Raw genomic sequence first — 13,532 nt, 5'->3', positions numbered from 1 at the left:
GTCGGGTGCGGGGGAGGGCGGTCAGACTCCGCTGGTGGCCAGGCGTGAGAAGTCGCTCGGGCCGGTGATGGCGCGGTAGGCGACGACCGTGGCCAGCGTGACGACCGGAATGGCGACCAGGAGTCCGACGAACAGCGCCACGAAGCCGGCGATCACCACGAGGATGTTGAGCACGGCGAGCGCGAACAGATTCCCGGCATCGGACTTGATCGCGTTGATGCTGGACTTCATCGCGTCGACGGGAGCCATGTTCCGATCCACCACGAAGTGGAGGGTCCAGTACAGGAGGAACCCGATCACGATCCCGGGGATGATGAGGAGGATGAACCCGACCACCGTCGCCAACCAGACCAGGATCGCCGCGATGACGAAGGGTCCGAAGTTGGTCAGCTTGAAGAAGTCCCCGATCGCCGGCTTATGACCGTCCACCTCGAGTAGCGCGCCCCTGATGACGAAGGCCTGGAAGACGATGCTGACGGCGATCGACAGCAGGCTGGCGAGCGTCGCCACCCCGGTCGAGTTGGAGTTCGAGAGCGAACTCACCACGACGTTGGCGACCGCCATCGCGAGAGTGATGAGCACCCAGGGCAACGGGTTGTTCTTGAAGAGCTGCCATCCGGTGCTGAGGGCGTCCGTGGCGGATACCTTTCCGGTCCCGACGGCGACGCCACCGGGACCCTGCGGGGGATACGCGGTTGCGCCGGCAGGGTCGCCGTAACCCTGCCCGTAGGCCTGTTGCCCGTAATCCTGTTGCCCGTAGGCCGGCTGCCCGTAGCCCTGCTGCCCGTAGCCCTGCTGCGCACCACCCTGAGGCGGGTAGGGCTCGTTCCCGGGGCCCGAGCCGTATGGGTCGTTCGGGAAGCCTTCCCCCGATGGGGTACCTCCGGTAGTCATGGCATCTCCAGATCTCGACTATTCGGCGTGAAGAGAATTTTTCACGGCGTGTCTACGAACCTAGTCCTGTGAGCCGGGATTTGGGAGTGCCAATTCGTGCAGGCGGCTGGTGGACGGACGCCGAGGGCCCCGTCGACTGTATCGACGAGGCCCTCGGCCGGACTGCGGTGCGGTGTTGTCAGATGTTGGCGTCGATCTCGACGGCCTGTGCGACTCCGGAGATCGTGGCCGCGATCTTCACGGCCTCCCAGGCCTGCTCCTTGGTGATGCCCTCCTTGCGGATGACGTCATCGTGGGCGGCGGTGCAGTTCTCGCACCCGTTGATAGTGGACACGGCCATCGACCACAGTTCGAAGTCGGCCTTCTCCACGCCCGGGTTGGCGATGATGTTCATCCGCAGCCCCATCCGGACCTGGGTGTAGTCCTCGCCCAGGAACTCCTTGGCGCGATAGGACACGTTGTTCATCGCCATGACCGACGCAGCGCCCAGGGCGGAGTTGAACGCCTCGTCCGACAGGTGCTGACGCGCCTCGTCCGCGATTTCGGACAGGACGGTCGCGGACCGGGTCGCGGCCGCGGTCGCCAGGAACGTGCCCCAGAGCTGTTGCTCCGTCAGCTCGGTGGACCGCGCGAGCGACCCGAGGTTCAGCTTGAGATCCTTGGCGAACTCGGGGAGTCCGGACTTCAGGTTCTCAATGCTCACTTGATGCCCTCCTGCAGCATGTCCATCTTGTCGATGTTCTTGGTCGGGTCGTTCTTCTGCCAGTTGCAGGCGCAGACCTCGGACGACTGGAGAGCGTCGAGCACGCGGAGGACCTCGTCGACGTTGCGACCGACGGCGTCCGGGGTCACGGAGACGAACTGGATGACGTTGTCCGGGTCAACGATGAACGTCGCGCGGTCGGCCACACCCCCGGCGTTCTCCACACCGAGCTCACGGATGAGCTCGTGCTTGATGTCCGACAGGAGGGGGAACGGCACGGACTTGAGCTCGTTGTTGGTGGCGCGCCAGTTGAAGTGGGCGAACTCGTTGTCGATCGACCCACCGAGGATCTGCGTGTCGCGGTCCTGGAAATCCTCGTCGAGCTTGCCGAACGCGGCGATCTCCGTGGGGCAGACGAACGTGAAGTCCTTGGGGTAGAAGAAGATCACGCGCCACTTGCCGGCGTAGGACTGGTTGGTGATGGTCTCGAAGTAGTCCTCGGGCTGCTGGGCGTTGACCTCCTTGAGGTCGCCCCCCTTGAGCGCGGTGAGCTCGAAATCGGGGAACTGGTCACCGATGGTCAGGATTGCCATGTGGTCTCCTCAGGAAGGGGGCTGTCGGTCTGTCGGGGCTGACTATGCCCGACCCTCAGTGACAGGTAAAGCCTAATGAGGCATAGATCACCCATAGAGGTGTACTAATAATCATCGCCAAGTGGCTATGAGTGGGCCTACACTGATCGATATGGCCGATCAAAGGTTCGTTCCGAGCGTCACGCAGCTCAGGGTGTTCCTCGCCGTGGCGGAGCGGCTCCACTTCCGCAGCGCAGCCGAAGAGCTGCACATGAGTCAGCCCTCGCTCTCCCAGGCGCTGGCGACCCTCGAGGACGGGCTGGGCCTCCACCTGGTGGAGCGGAGTACCCGGACCGTCCTCGTCACGCCGGCCGGACATCAACTCCTGCCCTATGCGCGCGCCGCGGTGTCCGCGATGGATGCGGTCGCGGACGTCGCCACAGGAAGCGGTGGACCGCTGGCAGGAGCGCTCCGGATCGGCGTGATTCCCACGGCGGCTCCCTATCTGCTCCCCGGGCTCCTGCCCGCACTGTCCCGGCACTTTCCCGCGTTGCGGCCCCAGATAGTCGAGGACCAGACGGCTCGTCTGGTGGACGGGTTGCGTACAGGGGCGATCGACCTGGCGATCATGGCTGTCCCGACGAACGCGGCCGGTGTCCACTCCACCCCCCTGTACAACGAGCCCTTCGCGCTCCTCGTCCCGGCGGGGCACGCTCTCGCCGGCCGGGTGGACCTCCCCCTGGAGACGCTGGTCGACCTCCCGCTGTTGCTGCTCGACGAGGGCCACTGTCTCCGCGATCAGGCCGTGGACCTGTGCAGGAGCGTGTCGGCGCCCGTCCTGGGCAGGAGCGAATCCCGCGCCGCCTCGTTGGCGACCGCCGTGCGGTGCGTCGCGGGCGGCCTCGGCGTGACCCTCGTCCCGGAGTCCGCCGTGCGGCCGGAGACCAGGGATCCCGATATCGGTGTGGCGCGGTTCTCCGCCCCGACTCCCGGCCGGACGATGGGCATGGTGCTGCGGACTGCGACGGCGGGAGGGGACGCCTACGCCGAGTTCGGCCGGATCGTCACGGAGGTCGCGGAGGAACTGTTCGGCGCGACGCCGGTGTGACCCGCGCTCAGCCGGCGGGGTGGTGACCAGGCGAGCCGTGCGTCTGAAGCGCATCGACGGCGACGACATACCTGGCCCTCAGGGACTGGGTACGTCGGATCCATCGACGCTGGAAGGCGACGAAGACGGAACGCCCCTCGGCGGTGTCGACCGGGATCGGATCGAGTCCCCAGGCGGAGAGATCGTAGGGGGACGCCCGCATATCCACCTCGCGGGCGTCGAACGCCGCCGACAGGGTGTCGAGCAGGAGTTCGCCCGGGGCTCCGGCCTCCATGGCCGCGACATGCGCGTACAGATCCATTCCGGCGTGCAGACACCCGGGCTGTTCGTCCCGGACCTGACCCTCTCTGGTGAGGGATGCCTGATTGAGGGGTACCGCGGCATCGGTGAAGAACCGGTACGCGTCGAAGTGGGTGCACTGGAGCCTGGAGGCGCGGACCACCGTGTCGACGGTCCGGTGGGGCAGTCGCAGCGGAACCCGCCCGTGACGGTGGTCGACATCGTTCGCGCCGTACACCATGGCCCACTCGTGGAGACCGAAGCACCCGGTGTAGCCGGATCGTGCTGCGGTGGCCTCGACGATCCGGCGGTCCCGATCGATCCTGGCTCCGCAGCGGGAGAGGACGGAAGAGGGGTCCACGACCAGTCCCGTCCTGCCTCGATGGGAGTCCCGCTCGTAGTGTCGCCACTCGGCCCGGTCGGTCAGGTGGGCGTTCTCGAGGAGCATCCCGGGCCCGGGATGCCACCGGCGCGCCGTGGCCACGCTCGTGCGGTAGTAGGTGAAGAGGAAATCCACGACGGGGTGGGACTCTCCGCGTCGTCGACGCTCGAGGTGATCCCGCGTCATCCCGTCGACCGCGGTGGCGTGCCGACGCTCCCGCTCCTTCCAGAACTGCTCGGGAACGACGACCACGGTGGTGCGGCCGTCCACGGGGCTCACGATCGACGCTTCTTCTTGGGCCGGTGCACGCGGGACTGAGACGGGCGTCGGGATCGCGAGGGCGGGGCGGGGTCCCTCCGCCTCATCGGCGGGGCGATCTCGGGACCGAAGAGCGCGGTCAGCGAGGTCGAGGCGACACCGCCGTCCGGGGCCACCAGTTCGACGGCCATTCCGACCTCGCGAGCCTGGGCGCTGATCCGGGCGACCTCGGATGGACGGACGATGGCGGCCACCACCCCGGCGGCGGAGTCTCCACGACCGGTCCGGCCCGACCGGTGGACCAGGTCCTGGATCGAATGGGGGGGCCCGACGTGGATGACGTGGCCGACACCGTCCAGATCGAGGCCACGGCCGGCGAGGTCCGTGGTCACCAGTACGCGCACGGTCCCCGAGGCGAGGTCGGCGAAGGCGCCTGCGCGCCGGGTGGGGGACGCCGACCCCGCCACCCCGGCCGCCGTGACGCCCGTCGCCGCGATCGCGGAGCGTAGCGGCTCCACGGCGTCGCGTCGTGACACGAAGAACAGTGCCCGGCGGCAGCGAGCAGCGAGGGTGATCGCGACACTCTCGGGATCCGGCGTGGACACCACGATGAGGCGGCGTGGGGCCTCCGCCGCGGCGGAGGAGGGTGCCGACGCCGTGTCGACGGGGGCGTCGACCCGGTGGATGCGCAGGCCGCGCCGACGGGCCCGGAGCTGGTCCTCGACCTCGGTGTCGGCTGTCGCCGTGGTCGACAGGAGGACGGCCTCACGACAGCCGTCGAGGAGGATGGCGGTCTGCTCCCCGAAGGACAGGCCCAGCAGGTGGTCCGCCTCGTCGAGCACGATGACCCGGACGTCCGCCGTGGAGACGGTCCCGGTGCGGATCAGATCCACGAGCCGGCCGGGGGTGCCCACGGCCACGTCGACGGGCGCGACGACGGTCCGGCGGTCCTTTGCGATCGGCTGGCCGCCGACGAACGTCGCCACGCGGAGCCCGGCTCCCGCTCCGACCTCCGCGAGCACCTCCGCGTTCTGCACGGCGAGCTCACGGGTGGGTGCGACGACGATCGCCCGAGGCCGCCCGGGGACGCTCGGGGAGCCGGAGAGCCGGTGCACCACCGCGACGGCGAACACGAGTGTCTTCCCCGACCCCGTCGGAGCCACGGCCAGGAGATCTCGGCCGGCGACCGCGTCTGCGAGCGCGGCCGACTGGATGGCACTCGCGGGACCGTCGACGACGGTGGAGACCGCGTGCCGTATCGGGACCGCGACGCCGAGTTCGGTGAGGAGGTGGCCCAGATCCCCGGGGGCCGACCCGGTCAGGCCCGGACCTCAGTACGGTCGCCGCTCCACAGAGTGTGGAAGCTGCCCTCTCGATCGGTCCGAAGGTAGGTGTGCGCCCCGAAGAAATCGCGCTGCCCCTGGATGAGCGCGGCCGGGAGGCGTTCCGTCCGGAGCCCGTCGTAGTAGGCGAGCGCCGCGGCGAAGCCGGGTGCCGGGATGCCGGCGGAGACGGCCGTGGTGACGACCCGGCGCCAGCTGTCGACGCAGTCGGCCAGCGCCTCGGCGAAGTACGGAGCGGCGAGGAGCGTCGGCAGCTGAGCGTTCTCCGCGTACGCCTCCCGGATCCGGTCGAGGAAGGTGGCGCGGATGATGCAGCCCCCGCGCCAGATGGTGGCCAGATCGCCTCGTGCGACGTCCCAGCCGTACTCCGTGCTGGCGGCGGTGATCTGGTCGAACCCCTGCGCGTAGGCGATGATCTTCGACGCGTAGAGCGCGCGGCGGACGTCGTCGATGAACCCCGGTCCGGTCTCGGGAGGGATCGACACCACTCCCGACGGCAGGGTCCGCCCGGCTTCGCGTTGCGGCACCGAACTCGACAGCGCGCGCGCGAAGACCGCCTCCGCGATGCCGGTGACCGGCACCCCGAGGTCGAGGGCGGACTTGACCGTCCACCGGCCGGTGCCCTTCTGGCCCGCGCGATCCACGATCATGTCGACCAGGGGAGAGCCGGTCTCGGCGTCCACCTGGTCGAGTACCTCCGCGGTGATCTCGATGAGATAGGAGTCGAGCTCGCCGGTGTTCCACTCGCGGAAGACGCCGGCCATCGCCGCCGGTTCGATCCCGGCCACGCCCCGGAGGAGGTGGTATGCCTCCCCGATGAGCTGCATGTCGGAATATTCGATCCCGTTGTGCACCATCTTGACGAAGTGGCCGGACCCGTCCTCGCCGATGTGGGTGCAGCACGCGATCCCGTCGACCTTGGCCGAGATGTCCTCGAGGAGCGGACCGACCACCTCGTAGCTGGACGCCGGGCCGCCGGGCATGATGGACGGACCCTCCAGAGCGCCCTCTTCGCCCCCGGAGATGCCCGCGCCGATGAAGCGGATTCCGCGCTCGGCCATCGCCTTCTCGCGGCGGATCGTGTCGGTGTAGAGGGAGTTTCCACCGTCGATGATGATGTCGCCCTCATCGAAGGCGTCCGCGAGGGCGTCGATCACGGCGTCGGTCGGAGCGCCGGCCTGGACCATGACGAGTGCCCGGCGCGGGGATCGCAGGGCCGCCGCGAATTCCTCGATCGTCTCCGTACGGAGGAAGTCCCCGTCGTCACCGTGCTCGGCGAGCAGGGAGTCGATCTTGCCCGCGGAGCGGTTGTGCACGGCGACCGTGTATCCGTGCCGGGCGAAATTACGGGCGATGTTGGAGCCCATCACGGCCAGTCCGGTGACTCCGATATCGGCGGTGCCGGTGGTGCCCGTGGTCGGCTGCGCGTCCTCGCGCTCAGTACTCATGGGCTTCAGGGTAGTCGACGCTCCTCCACGCTGTGGACCAGCATCGATGGGAGTTCGGTTGCCTGCGCGGCACCCATCCGACCCTGAGTTCTTGCTGACAGGTCAGTCGTGCACTGGGTGCACCGATTGGCAGATCGGCCGATTTTCCTTGGATACACGCGATGTTGTGTTGTATCACTGATGAGGGAGTCGGTTGGCCGGAGCAGGCGCGACGCAGGGGATGCGTGCCGGGGGCGAAGGCGATCAGCGGGGCGACCGGCTCGGTAAGAGGGGAATCACGAACGGGGGGAGTACAAGCATGACCATTTCCATACTGTCCACAGAGATGATGGGCACCCGCACGGTCTTCGATGACACTGTGGACGTGCTCGGCGGGTTGAGGCCGGGGTATCCGAAGTTCTACTCGATCGCCGATCTGGGAGCCCAGTCGCGTCGTCGGTGGGTTCCGCTCGAGCGCGCGGTGGACAGCGGCCGGGTCGAGATGATGTTCCGCGACTACTTCGCGGAGTCCGGCGATATCCGGTTCTCGACCTACCTCGTCGCGGACGCGTTCGCTCACGGGGTGATCGGCCGGGCGGTCGCGAGCTTCGTCACCATCGGCAGGGTCTGGGACACGGGCGCCGAGAATCTGGCGGTCCGGACGGACATCGAGGGTGGGCTCGACTGGGCGGGTGTCCGGGACACCTCGCTGCGGATGTTGCCGGACGATCCGTCGGCGGGCTCGCCCGGGACCGTGGTCCTGCCCTGCGAGCAGGCCCTGGCGCACTGGCTCGCCTGCCGTTCGCGGTCGACGCTTGCCCCGGTCTTCGACGGGCTGGCCGAGGTGAGCAGCTGCAGCGTCGAGACCTTGTGGTCGGTGGTCGGGGAGTGTGTCCTGGGTGCAGCGACGATCGTTCCGACGTTCGCCGGAACCAGTACCGAGACAGGCTATCGCCGTGGGCAGTTGGTCCTCCAGGCGCTCCACGACTCGGGTCTGGCGGTCCGGAGGCGCAGCGCGCTCCCGCGCACGCCCGGCTCAGGACCCATCCCGGTTCGTGACCGCGGGTGGCGCTCGGTCCGCTGACCAGGGGACCGTCGTCGACTCTGGCGTCGCGAGGGGTAGCGTCGGATCTCGACTCGCCCGGACGGTCCGGGTCGGGAGAGATGAGGTCCGATGTCCGACGCGACGCCCAACGAGCTGCTCGAGAAGCTCCGACCCACGTCAGGAATAGGTTTCGGTGGTGTGATCGGGATCGAGTACGTGGACATCACTCCCGACAGGGTCGTCGCCTCGGTCGAGGTGGGGCCGCACCTGCATCAACCGCACGGAATCGTTCACGGGGGCGTCTACTGCGCGATCGTCGAGCAGGTCGCCAGCGTGGCGGGCTCGGTGTGGCTCGGGGGTGAGGGGCGCGTCGTGGGGGTCAACAACTCCACCGACTTCCTCCGCGCCGTCACCGAGGGCACACTCACCGCGACCGGCCTCCCCGTCCACCGCGGTCGTTCGCAGCAGCTCTGGCGGGTCGAGATCACCGACGATTCCGGCAGGACCGCCGCAGTGGGCCAGGTCAGGCTGGCCAACCTGGAGCCGCCTGCGGCCCGCGAGAGCTGAACGCTCGCGACGCGCGACGATCGGCGCCCGGCGGGAACTCCCGCCGGGCGCCGTCGCGTGTCATGTGCGCGTGTCAGTCACGTGTGGCCGACGCCGCTTCCTTCGCCTCGGCCAAGGACTGCTCCGCCGATTGCGCGGCTTCGTGGGCTGCCACCCGTTCGATGGCCTGCCGTCCGTAGACCCACTGTTGAGTCGAGGTCAATTGCGAGCGGTGGTCGCCGCCCATGTGCATCCCCCAGGAGAACATCGTGGTGAGGCGATTCTTGAAGCCGATGAGATACGCGAGGTGGACCACCAGCCACATGACCCAGGCGATGAAGCCGGAGATCTCGAGCTTGCCCACCTTGACGACCGCGCTGTACCGGGAGACGGTGGCCATGGAGCCCTTGTCGAAGTACTTGAACGGCACCCGCTCGGCGGGGGTCCTGCCCTTCTCCACCTCGGCGATGATCTGCTTGGCCGCGTATTTGCCGCCCTGGATCGCGACCTGGGCGACGCCGGGCAGGTTGTCGAGGCTCATCATGTCGCCCACGACAAAGATCTCGGGGTGTCCGGGTATCGAGAGGTCCTTCTGCACCAGGACCCGCCCGGCGCGGTCGACCTCGGCGTCGGTCTGGTCGGCGAGCATCCTGCCGAGGGTGCTGGCCTGCACGCCAGCGGACCAGATCTTGCAGGTGGCATCGATCCGGCGGACCGAGCCGTCCGGATCCTTCACCTCGATCCCCAGACCGTCGACGTTCGTGACCATCGCGTTGAGCTGGATCTCCACGCCCATCTTCTCCAGCCGGGCCCGCGCGGCGTTGCCGAGCTTGTTGCCGAACGGCGGGAGCACCGCGGGAGCCGCGTCGAGGAGAATCACGCGGGCCGAGGCCGGATCGATCCGTCGGAAGCTGTTCTTGAGGGTGTGCTGCGCCAACTCGGCGACCTGGCCCGCCATCTCGACACCGGTCGGGCCCGCACCCACGATGATAAACGTGAGCAGTCGGCGCCGCTCCTCGTCGTCCTCGGTGACCTCGGCCTGCTCGAAGCAGCCGAGGATCCGGCTACGCAGCTCCAGGGCGTCGTCGACGGTCTTCATGCCGGGGGCCCAGCGCTCGAAGTGATCGTTGCCGAAGTACGACTGGGTGGCGCCGGCGGCGACGATCAAGCTGTCGTACTCGACGTCGAAGCGGATGTGGCCGGCGGACGCGTACACGGTCTTCGAGGCCACGTCGATCTTGTCGACATCGCCGAGGATGCAGGTGGCGTTTTTCTGATCACGGAGGATGAGCCGCGTCGGTGGGGCGATCTCCCCTACCGAGAGGATGCCGGTCGCGACCTGGTACAGGAGTGGCTGGAAGAGGTGATGACCGGTCTTGGCGACCAAGGTCACGTCAACGTCCGCCTTCTCCAGCTGCTGGGCGGCGAAGAGCCCGCCGAAGCCGGACCCGATGATGACGACTCGGTGCCGCCGGCCGGTCGATGCAGTGGCGTTGACCTGGTCGTGTGCGGGCTCGGTCATGGAGGCTCCTGGTGGGGGTGTGTCTGGTGAGACGGGCACGGTGGCTCATCGGTCAGAGCCCGGGCGGATCGCGCGCGGGCACGGACACCCAGGATAGTGGTCTGCCGCGGCGCGTGCACACGGAGCGGGTCCGCTGCGGCGCGGGGTCCCCCCGACGCGCCTGACGAGCCCGTGCGACGGACGGCGGTACCGTCCACCTCACGACACGCCCCAGAGGAGGAACCGGTGGTCAGACTCGAACCCCAGACCGTCGACCTCGACCGTTGGCCCGGCCTGGCGGAACCGGAGGGGATCGGGGGCCAGGCCGCGGTGGAGGTCGCCCGGGCGCTGCGCAGGTCGGCCCGGGAGCTCGGACTGAGGATCGACTACCCGGATTCGTCCGCGGCCGGGGATTATGACGCCCCCGTCCGCATCGTCCTGGGCGATCCGGAGCGCTTCTGGGCCAGGCTCGCCTCCTCCGGGGTGCTGGGACTGGGCGAATCGTTCATGGCCGGCGAGTGGACGACCCCCGACCTCGGATCGGCCATCGGAACCCTCGGTCCGTGGATCTCGACGAACGCCGACTGCGCCCACCCGGGCGAGCGCGCGTTCGGGCGAGAGGGCCGCGGGACCACCGGCACCGGTCGGCGACGCGGGGGGCCGGCGCCCGCCGCCCTGGAGGACTCCGTCCCGGGAGCTCTCACCTCGCTCTACACGGACGAGACGATGTCCACCTCGGGCGCGGTCTTCGCGTCGGGGGCGCGGACACGCGTGCGGGCGGGTGACGGAACCGATGTCGTCCACCTCGAGGCCCCCTCGACCCCGCCCGGGCGGGGTGATCTCGGGGACGCGCAGCGACGGGCTGCGGACACGCTCCTCGCGCTGGCCGGGGTCGGGGAGGGATCTCGAACCCTCGTCGCGACGCCGGGCTGGGGTGAGTTGCCCATGCGGGCCGCCGAGCGGGGCGCACACGTCCGGACCATGACGGCCTCGACGGAGCGGTTGTCGACGTTGGGTTCGAGGTTCTCCGCCGCGGGACTCGACGACGAGATCGCGCTCTTCCTGGGAACTCCCGCGGACTCCGGTGGGGTCGTCGACGCCATGCTGGCGGTGGAGCCGGGAGTCACCTCGGGGCTCGCGGGGTACGCGGAGGTCGTGCAGGTCGCCGACCGTCTCCTCGCCCCCGGTGGTCGGCTCGTGATGGCGGGGGTCGTGGCGCCGGAGCGGCCCGGGCCGGCGGTCGGCGAGGCCGCGGGGGGGGGGGCGCGGCACGAGGCGGGGGGGGGGGGGCCCGGCGCCCGGGTGGGCCCGGGGGGGGGGCGCTGGGTGTGGGAGGGGGGTCCGGCGGGCTCCTGGTCGGACCTGGTGGCCGAGGTCGACCGTGCGTCGCGCCTGCGGCTGCGTGGCCGGGTCGAGTCGACGGCACACCACGCGGAGACGGTCCGGTTGTGGTCCGAGACGTTCGCGCTCCGTGGGCGCGATGCGGCCGCCCTCGGATTCGATGCGGTCTACCGCCGGATGTGGGCGTTCCACCTCGCGGCCGTGGAGGCGGGACTCCGCCGGGGTTGGGTCGAGTCGGTACAGGTGCTCGTCACCGCGTAGCGGACCCTCGCCCGCCGCGGCGAGCCGGCGACATCCTAGAGTGCGTGCATGGGCAACATTCTCACCCCGCTCGCGATCTGGTTCGGGCGTCAGGACGCGACGCGGGAGAACTCGCATCTCGTGGTGACGGTCGACACGTGGATGTCGCGGGTGACTCGCGGCCGGATCCCCCTTCTGCGGGTGGCGGGCCTGCCGACCCTCACGCTCCACGTGCCCGGGCGCAGGAGTGGCGCCCTGCGCAGCACCCCGCTCCTGTGCGCCTCCTGGCGCAACGGCCTCGTGATCATCGGCTCCAACTGGGGTGGCGAGAAGACGCCGGCCTGGGTCCACAACCTCCGCGCGGCGGGGGAGGGCGAGGTCGAGATGTCGGTCTACGGCGCTCGACTCGTCGTGGACGTACGAGAGGTCCCGCGGGACGAGCGGGACTCGGCGTGGGCCGCAGCCGTGCGGGTGTGGCCCAACTACGAGATCTATGCGGGACGTACCGACAGACTGTTGCCGATCTTCCACCTCACCCCGAGGCTCTGACCTCCTCAGCGGCGGGCGACCATGTTCAGGGCGGTCGCGGTGAGGACCGGGTCCCCGTCCTGGTTCAGCAGGGTGACATCCGTGGTGAGTACCCCGCGGTCGGGCTTGCTCCTCGAGGGGCGGACACCGGTCGTCTCGCAGACCAGGGTGAGCCGGTCGCCCGGGCGCAGCGGCCGGACCCAGCGGAGTTCGTCGATCCCGGGGGAGGCCAGGCTCGCGACGCTGGTGAGGTAGTTGTCGGCGAACAGGCGCATCATGAGGGCGGCCGTCTGCCAGCCGCTCGCGATGAGCCCCCCGAACGGGCCCTCGGCAGCCGCCTCGGGATCGGTGTGGATGCTCTGCGGGTCGTACCGACGGGCGAACTCCACGATCTCCTCGGCGTCGACCGACTCCTCGCCGAACCGGTAGGTCGCGCCCTCCGTGTAGTCGTCGAGGTACCTGTCGTCGATCGGGGTCGCGAACTCGTCGGATGTCGTGTCGTCCATGGTGCCTCCCGGGTGCCGGTGTGTACCCTCCCAGTTAATCATCACTCACCGACTGGAGACCGCGGATGGCGTACTTCGAGCGACTGGGTCCGGGGACGTTCCGCCCGACGGATCACGTCAGCGGGGCCTGGGACTCCTCGATGCAGCACATCGGCCCCGCGCTCGGCCTGCTCGTCCACGCCGTCGAGTCCGACTGCGCCGGCCGCCGCGAGGATCCGATGGTCCTCTCGCGCCTGTCGTACGAGCTGCTGGGCGTGGTCCCCATGGACGTCGTGGACGTGAGGGTCGAGGTGATCCGCCCCGGCCGGACCATCGAACTGGTGGAGGTCACCTACGGCCACGGCGACCGGGCGGGGATTCGCCTGCGCGCGTGGTTGCAGCAGCCGCGCGACACCACCGGCCTCGCGGGGGACGGGTTCGATCCGATCCCGCCGCCTGCCGCCATGGATCCCTGGGATCCCACGACCCTCTGGCGGGGCGGGTACCTGGCATCCGCGCAGGTCCGGCGGGCCTCGGCGGGGCCCGGCCGGTCGAGGTACTGGGTGCGCACGGAGGTGCCGCTGCTCGCCGACGACGAGGAGGTGAGCACCCTCGCGCGGATGGCCGGGCTCTTCGACATCGCCAACGGGATGGCCGTGCGCGCGGATCCCGACCGGGTGCACTTCCCGAACATCGACCTCACCGCGCACCTGGTGCGGCCGCCGCAGGGGGAGTGGCTGGGGTTCGACACCCGCGTCACGTTCGGTCCCGGCGGTCTGGGTCTGACCGCCAGCGTGATCCACGACGAGGACGGTCCGCTGGGGACCGTCGCGCAGTCCTTGACGGTCCGACCGTAGGGATACCGGACGGGCGAGCGCGG

Annotated in this window: 14 protein-coding genes; 6 read left to right on the top strand and 8 right to left on the bottom strand. The window is 69.5% G+C overall.

Features of this window, described 5'->3' with window-relative positions; translation table 11 throughout:
• Window positions 1–21 precede the first annotated feature (21 nt).
• The 3 genes from Q0444_RS12250 to Q0444_RS12240 form a co-directional block, all read right to left on the bottom strand.
• Window positions 22–894 (bottom strand): hypothetical protein, encoded by an 873-nt coding sequence (locus Q0444_RS12250; RefSeq protein ID WP_299023358.1) that lies wholly within the window; start codon window positions 892–894, stop codon window positions 22–24.
• 178 nt (window positions 895–1,072) lie between these two features.
• On the bottom strand, window positions 1,073–1,597 hold the full coding sequence (locus Q0444_RS12245; RefSeq protein ID WP_291084957.1) for a carboxymuconolactone decarboxylase family protein: 525 nt from the start codon (window positions 1,595–1,597) through the stop codon (window positions 1,073–1,075).
• A complete protein-coding gene (locus Q0444_RS12240; RefSeq protein ID WP_291084960.1) occupies window positions 1,594–2,190 on the bottom strand; it encodes a peroxiredoxin in 597 nt (198 codons plus the stop codon). Before Q0444_RS12240 ends, Q0444_RS12245 begins: the two co-directional genes overlap by 4 nt.
• A gap of 151 nt (window positions 2,191–2,341) precedes the next feature.
• On the opposite strand from Q0444_RS12240, the gene Q0444_RS12235 reads away from it, so the two are divergent.
• The gene (locus Q0444_RS12235; RefSeq protein ID WP_291084963.1) at window positions 2,342–3,277 is read left to right on the top strand and encodes a hydrogen peroxide-inducible genes activator; all 936 of its coding nucleotides are present in this window, start codon (window positions 2,342–2,344) and stop codon (window positions 3,275–3,277) included.
• A gap of 7 nt (window positions 3,278–3,284) precedes the next feature.
• On the opposite strand, the gene Q0444_RS12230 is transcribed toward Q0444_RS12235, so the two are convergent.
• From Q0444_RS12230 to gndA, 3 genes are all read right to left on the bottom strand, one after another.
• On the bottom strand, window positions 3,285–4,217 hold the full coding sequence (locus Q0444_RS12230) for a hypothetical protein (protein WP_299023357.1): 933 nt from the start codon (window positions 4,215–4,217) through the stop codon (window positions 3,285–3,287).
• Window positions 4,214–5,410: a DEAD/DEAH box helicase gene (locus tag Q0444_RS12225; RefSeq protein ID WP_299023380.1), complete on the bottom strand. Its 1,197-nt coding sequence runs from the start codon at window positions 5,408–5,410 to the stop codon at window positions 4,214–4,216. The genes Q0444_RS12230 and Q0444_RS12225 overlap by 4 nt, the downstream gene beginning before the upstream one ends.
• Window positions 5,411–5,514: 104 nt before the next feature.
• Window positions 5,515–6,987 (bottom strand): NADP-dependent phosphogluconate dehydrogenase, encoded by a 1,473-nt coding sequence (gene gndA, locus Q0444_RS12220; RefSeq protein WP_299023356.1) that lies wholly within the window; start codon window positions 6,985–6,987, stop codon window positions 5,515–5,517.
• Window positions 6,988–7,285: 298 nt separating this feature from the next.
• On the opposite strand from gndA, the gene Q0444_RS12215 reads away from it, so the two are divergent.
• Together Q0444_RS12215 and Q0444_RS12210 are read left to right on the top strand one after the other, a co-directional pair.
• Window positions 7,286–8,050 carry a hypothetical protein gene (locus Q0444_RS12215; RefSeq protein WP_291084974.1) on the top strand — a complete coding sequence of 255 codons (765 nt, stop codon included), beginning with the start codon at window positions 7,286–7,288 and terminating at the stop codon, window positions 8,048–8,050.
• 90 nt (window positions 8,051–8,140) lie between these two features.
• Window positions 8,141–8,578, top strand: a complete 438-nt coding sequence (locus tag Q0444_RS12210; RefSeq protein ID WP_291084977.1) for a PaaI family thioesterase — start codon at window positions 8,141–8,143, stop codon at window positions 8,576–8,578.
• Between the two features lie 73 nt (window positions 8,579–8,651).
• Here Q0444_RS12210 and Q0444_RS12205 read toward each other — a convergent pair whose 3' ends face one another.
• Window positions 8,652–10,079 (bottom strand): NAD(P)/FAD-dependent oxidoreductase, encoded by a 1,428-nt coding sequence (locus tag Q0444_RS12205; RefSeq protein WP_291084980.1) that lies wholly within the window; start codon window positions 10,077–10,079, stop codon window positions 8,652–8,654.
• Window positions 10,080–10,304: 225 nt separating this feature from the next.
• On the opposite strand from Q0444_RS12205, the gene Q0444_RS12200 reads away from it, so the two are divergent.
• Both Q0444_RS12200 and Q0444_RS12195 read left to right on the top strand, forming a co-directional pair.
• Window positions 10,305–11,660: a class I SAM-dependent methyltransferase gene (locus tag Q0444_RS12200; protein ID WP_299023355.1), complete on the top strand. Its 1,356-nt coding sequence runs from the start codon at window positions 10,305–10,307 to the stop codon at window positions 11,658–11,660.
• A gap of 48 nt (window positions 11,661–11,708) precedes the next feature.
• The gene (locus tag Q0444_RS12195) at window positions 11,709–12,188 is read left to right on the top strand and encodes a nitroreductase family deazaflavin-dependent oxidoreductase (RefSeq protein WP_291084987.1); all 480 of its coding nucleotides are present in this window, start codon (window positions 11,709–11,711) and stop codon (window positions 12,186–12,188) included.
• A gap of 5 nt (window positions 12,189–12,193) precedes the next feature.
• Here the strand turns inward: Q0444_RS12195 and Q0444_RS12190 are convergent, their stop codons facing one another.
• On the bottom strand, window positions 12,194–12,673 hold the full coding sequence (locus tag Q0444_RS12190; RefSeq protein WP_291084990.1) for a MaoC family dehydratase: 480 nt from the start codon (window positions 12,671–12,673) through the stop codon (window positions 12,194–12,196).
• Between the two features lie 65 nt (window positions 12,674–12,738).
• On the opposite strand from Q0444_RS12190, the gene Q0444_RS12185 reads away from it, so the two are divergent.
• Window positions 12,739–13,509, top strand: a complete 771-nt coding sequence (locus tag Q0444_RS12185; protein WP_291084993.1) for a thioesterase family protein — start codon at window positions 12,739–12,741, stop codon at window positions 13,507–13,509.
• Window positions 13,510–13,532 lie beyond the last annotated feature (23 nt).

The organism is uncultured Dietzia sp. (assembly GCF_937873725.1).
Lineage (GTDB): Bacteria > Actinomycetota > Actinomycetes > Mycobacteriales > Mycobacteriaceae > Dietzia.
Note: the sequence above shows the minus strand (reverse complement) of the source record. Positions and strands in the feature narration are given on the sequence as shown.

Bases quoted from the DNA above. Each gene is read 5' to 3' on its own strand.
- Q0444_RS12250 (WP_299023358.1), bottom strand. From the start codon at position 894: ATGACTACCGGAGGTACCCCATCGGGGGAAGGCTTCCCGAACGACCCA.
- Q0444_RS12240 (WP_291084960.1), bottom strand. From the start codon at position 2,190: ATGGCAATCCTGACCATCGGTGACCAGTTCCCCGATTTCGAGCTCACC.
- Q0444_RS12235 (WP_291084963.1), top strand. From the start codon at position 2,342: ATGGCCGATCAAAGGTTCGTTCCGAGCGTCACGCAGCTCAGGGTGTTC.
- gndA (WP_299023356.1), bottom strand. From the start codon at position 6,987: ATGAGTACTGAGCGCGAGGACGCGCAGCCGACCACGGGCACCACCGGC.
- Q0444_RS12215 (WP_291084974.1), top strand. From the start codon at position 7,286: ATGACCATTTCCATACTGTCCACAGAGATGATGGGCACCCGCACGGTC.
- Q0444_RS12210 (WP_291084977.1), top strand. From the start codon at position 8,141: ATGTCCGACGCGACGCCCAACGAGCTGCTCGAGAAGCTCCGACCCACG.
- Q0444_RS12205 (WP_291084980.1), bottom strand. From the start codon at position 10,079: ATGACCGAGCCCGCACACGACCAGGTCAACGCCACTGCATCGACCGGC.
- Q0444_RS12195 (WP_291084987.1), top strand. From the start codon at position 11,709: ATGGGCAACATTCTCACCCCGCTCGCGATCTGGTTCGGGCGTCAGGAC.
- Q0444_RS12190 (WP_291084990.1), bottom strand. From the start codon at position 12,673: ATGGACGACACGACATCCGACGAGTTCGCGACCCCGATCGACGACAGG.
- Q0444_RS12185 (WP_291084993.1), top strand. From the start codon at position 12,739: ATGGCGTACTTCGAGCGACTGGGTCCGGGGACGTTCCGCCCGACGGAT.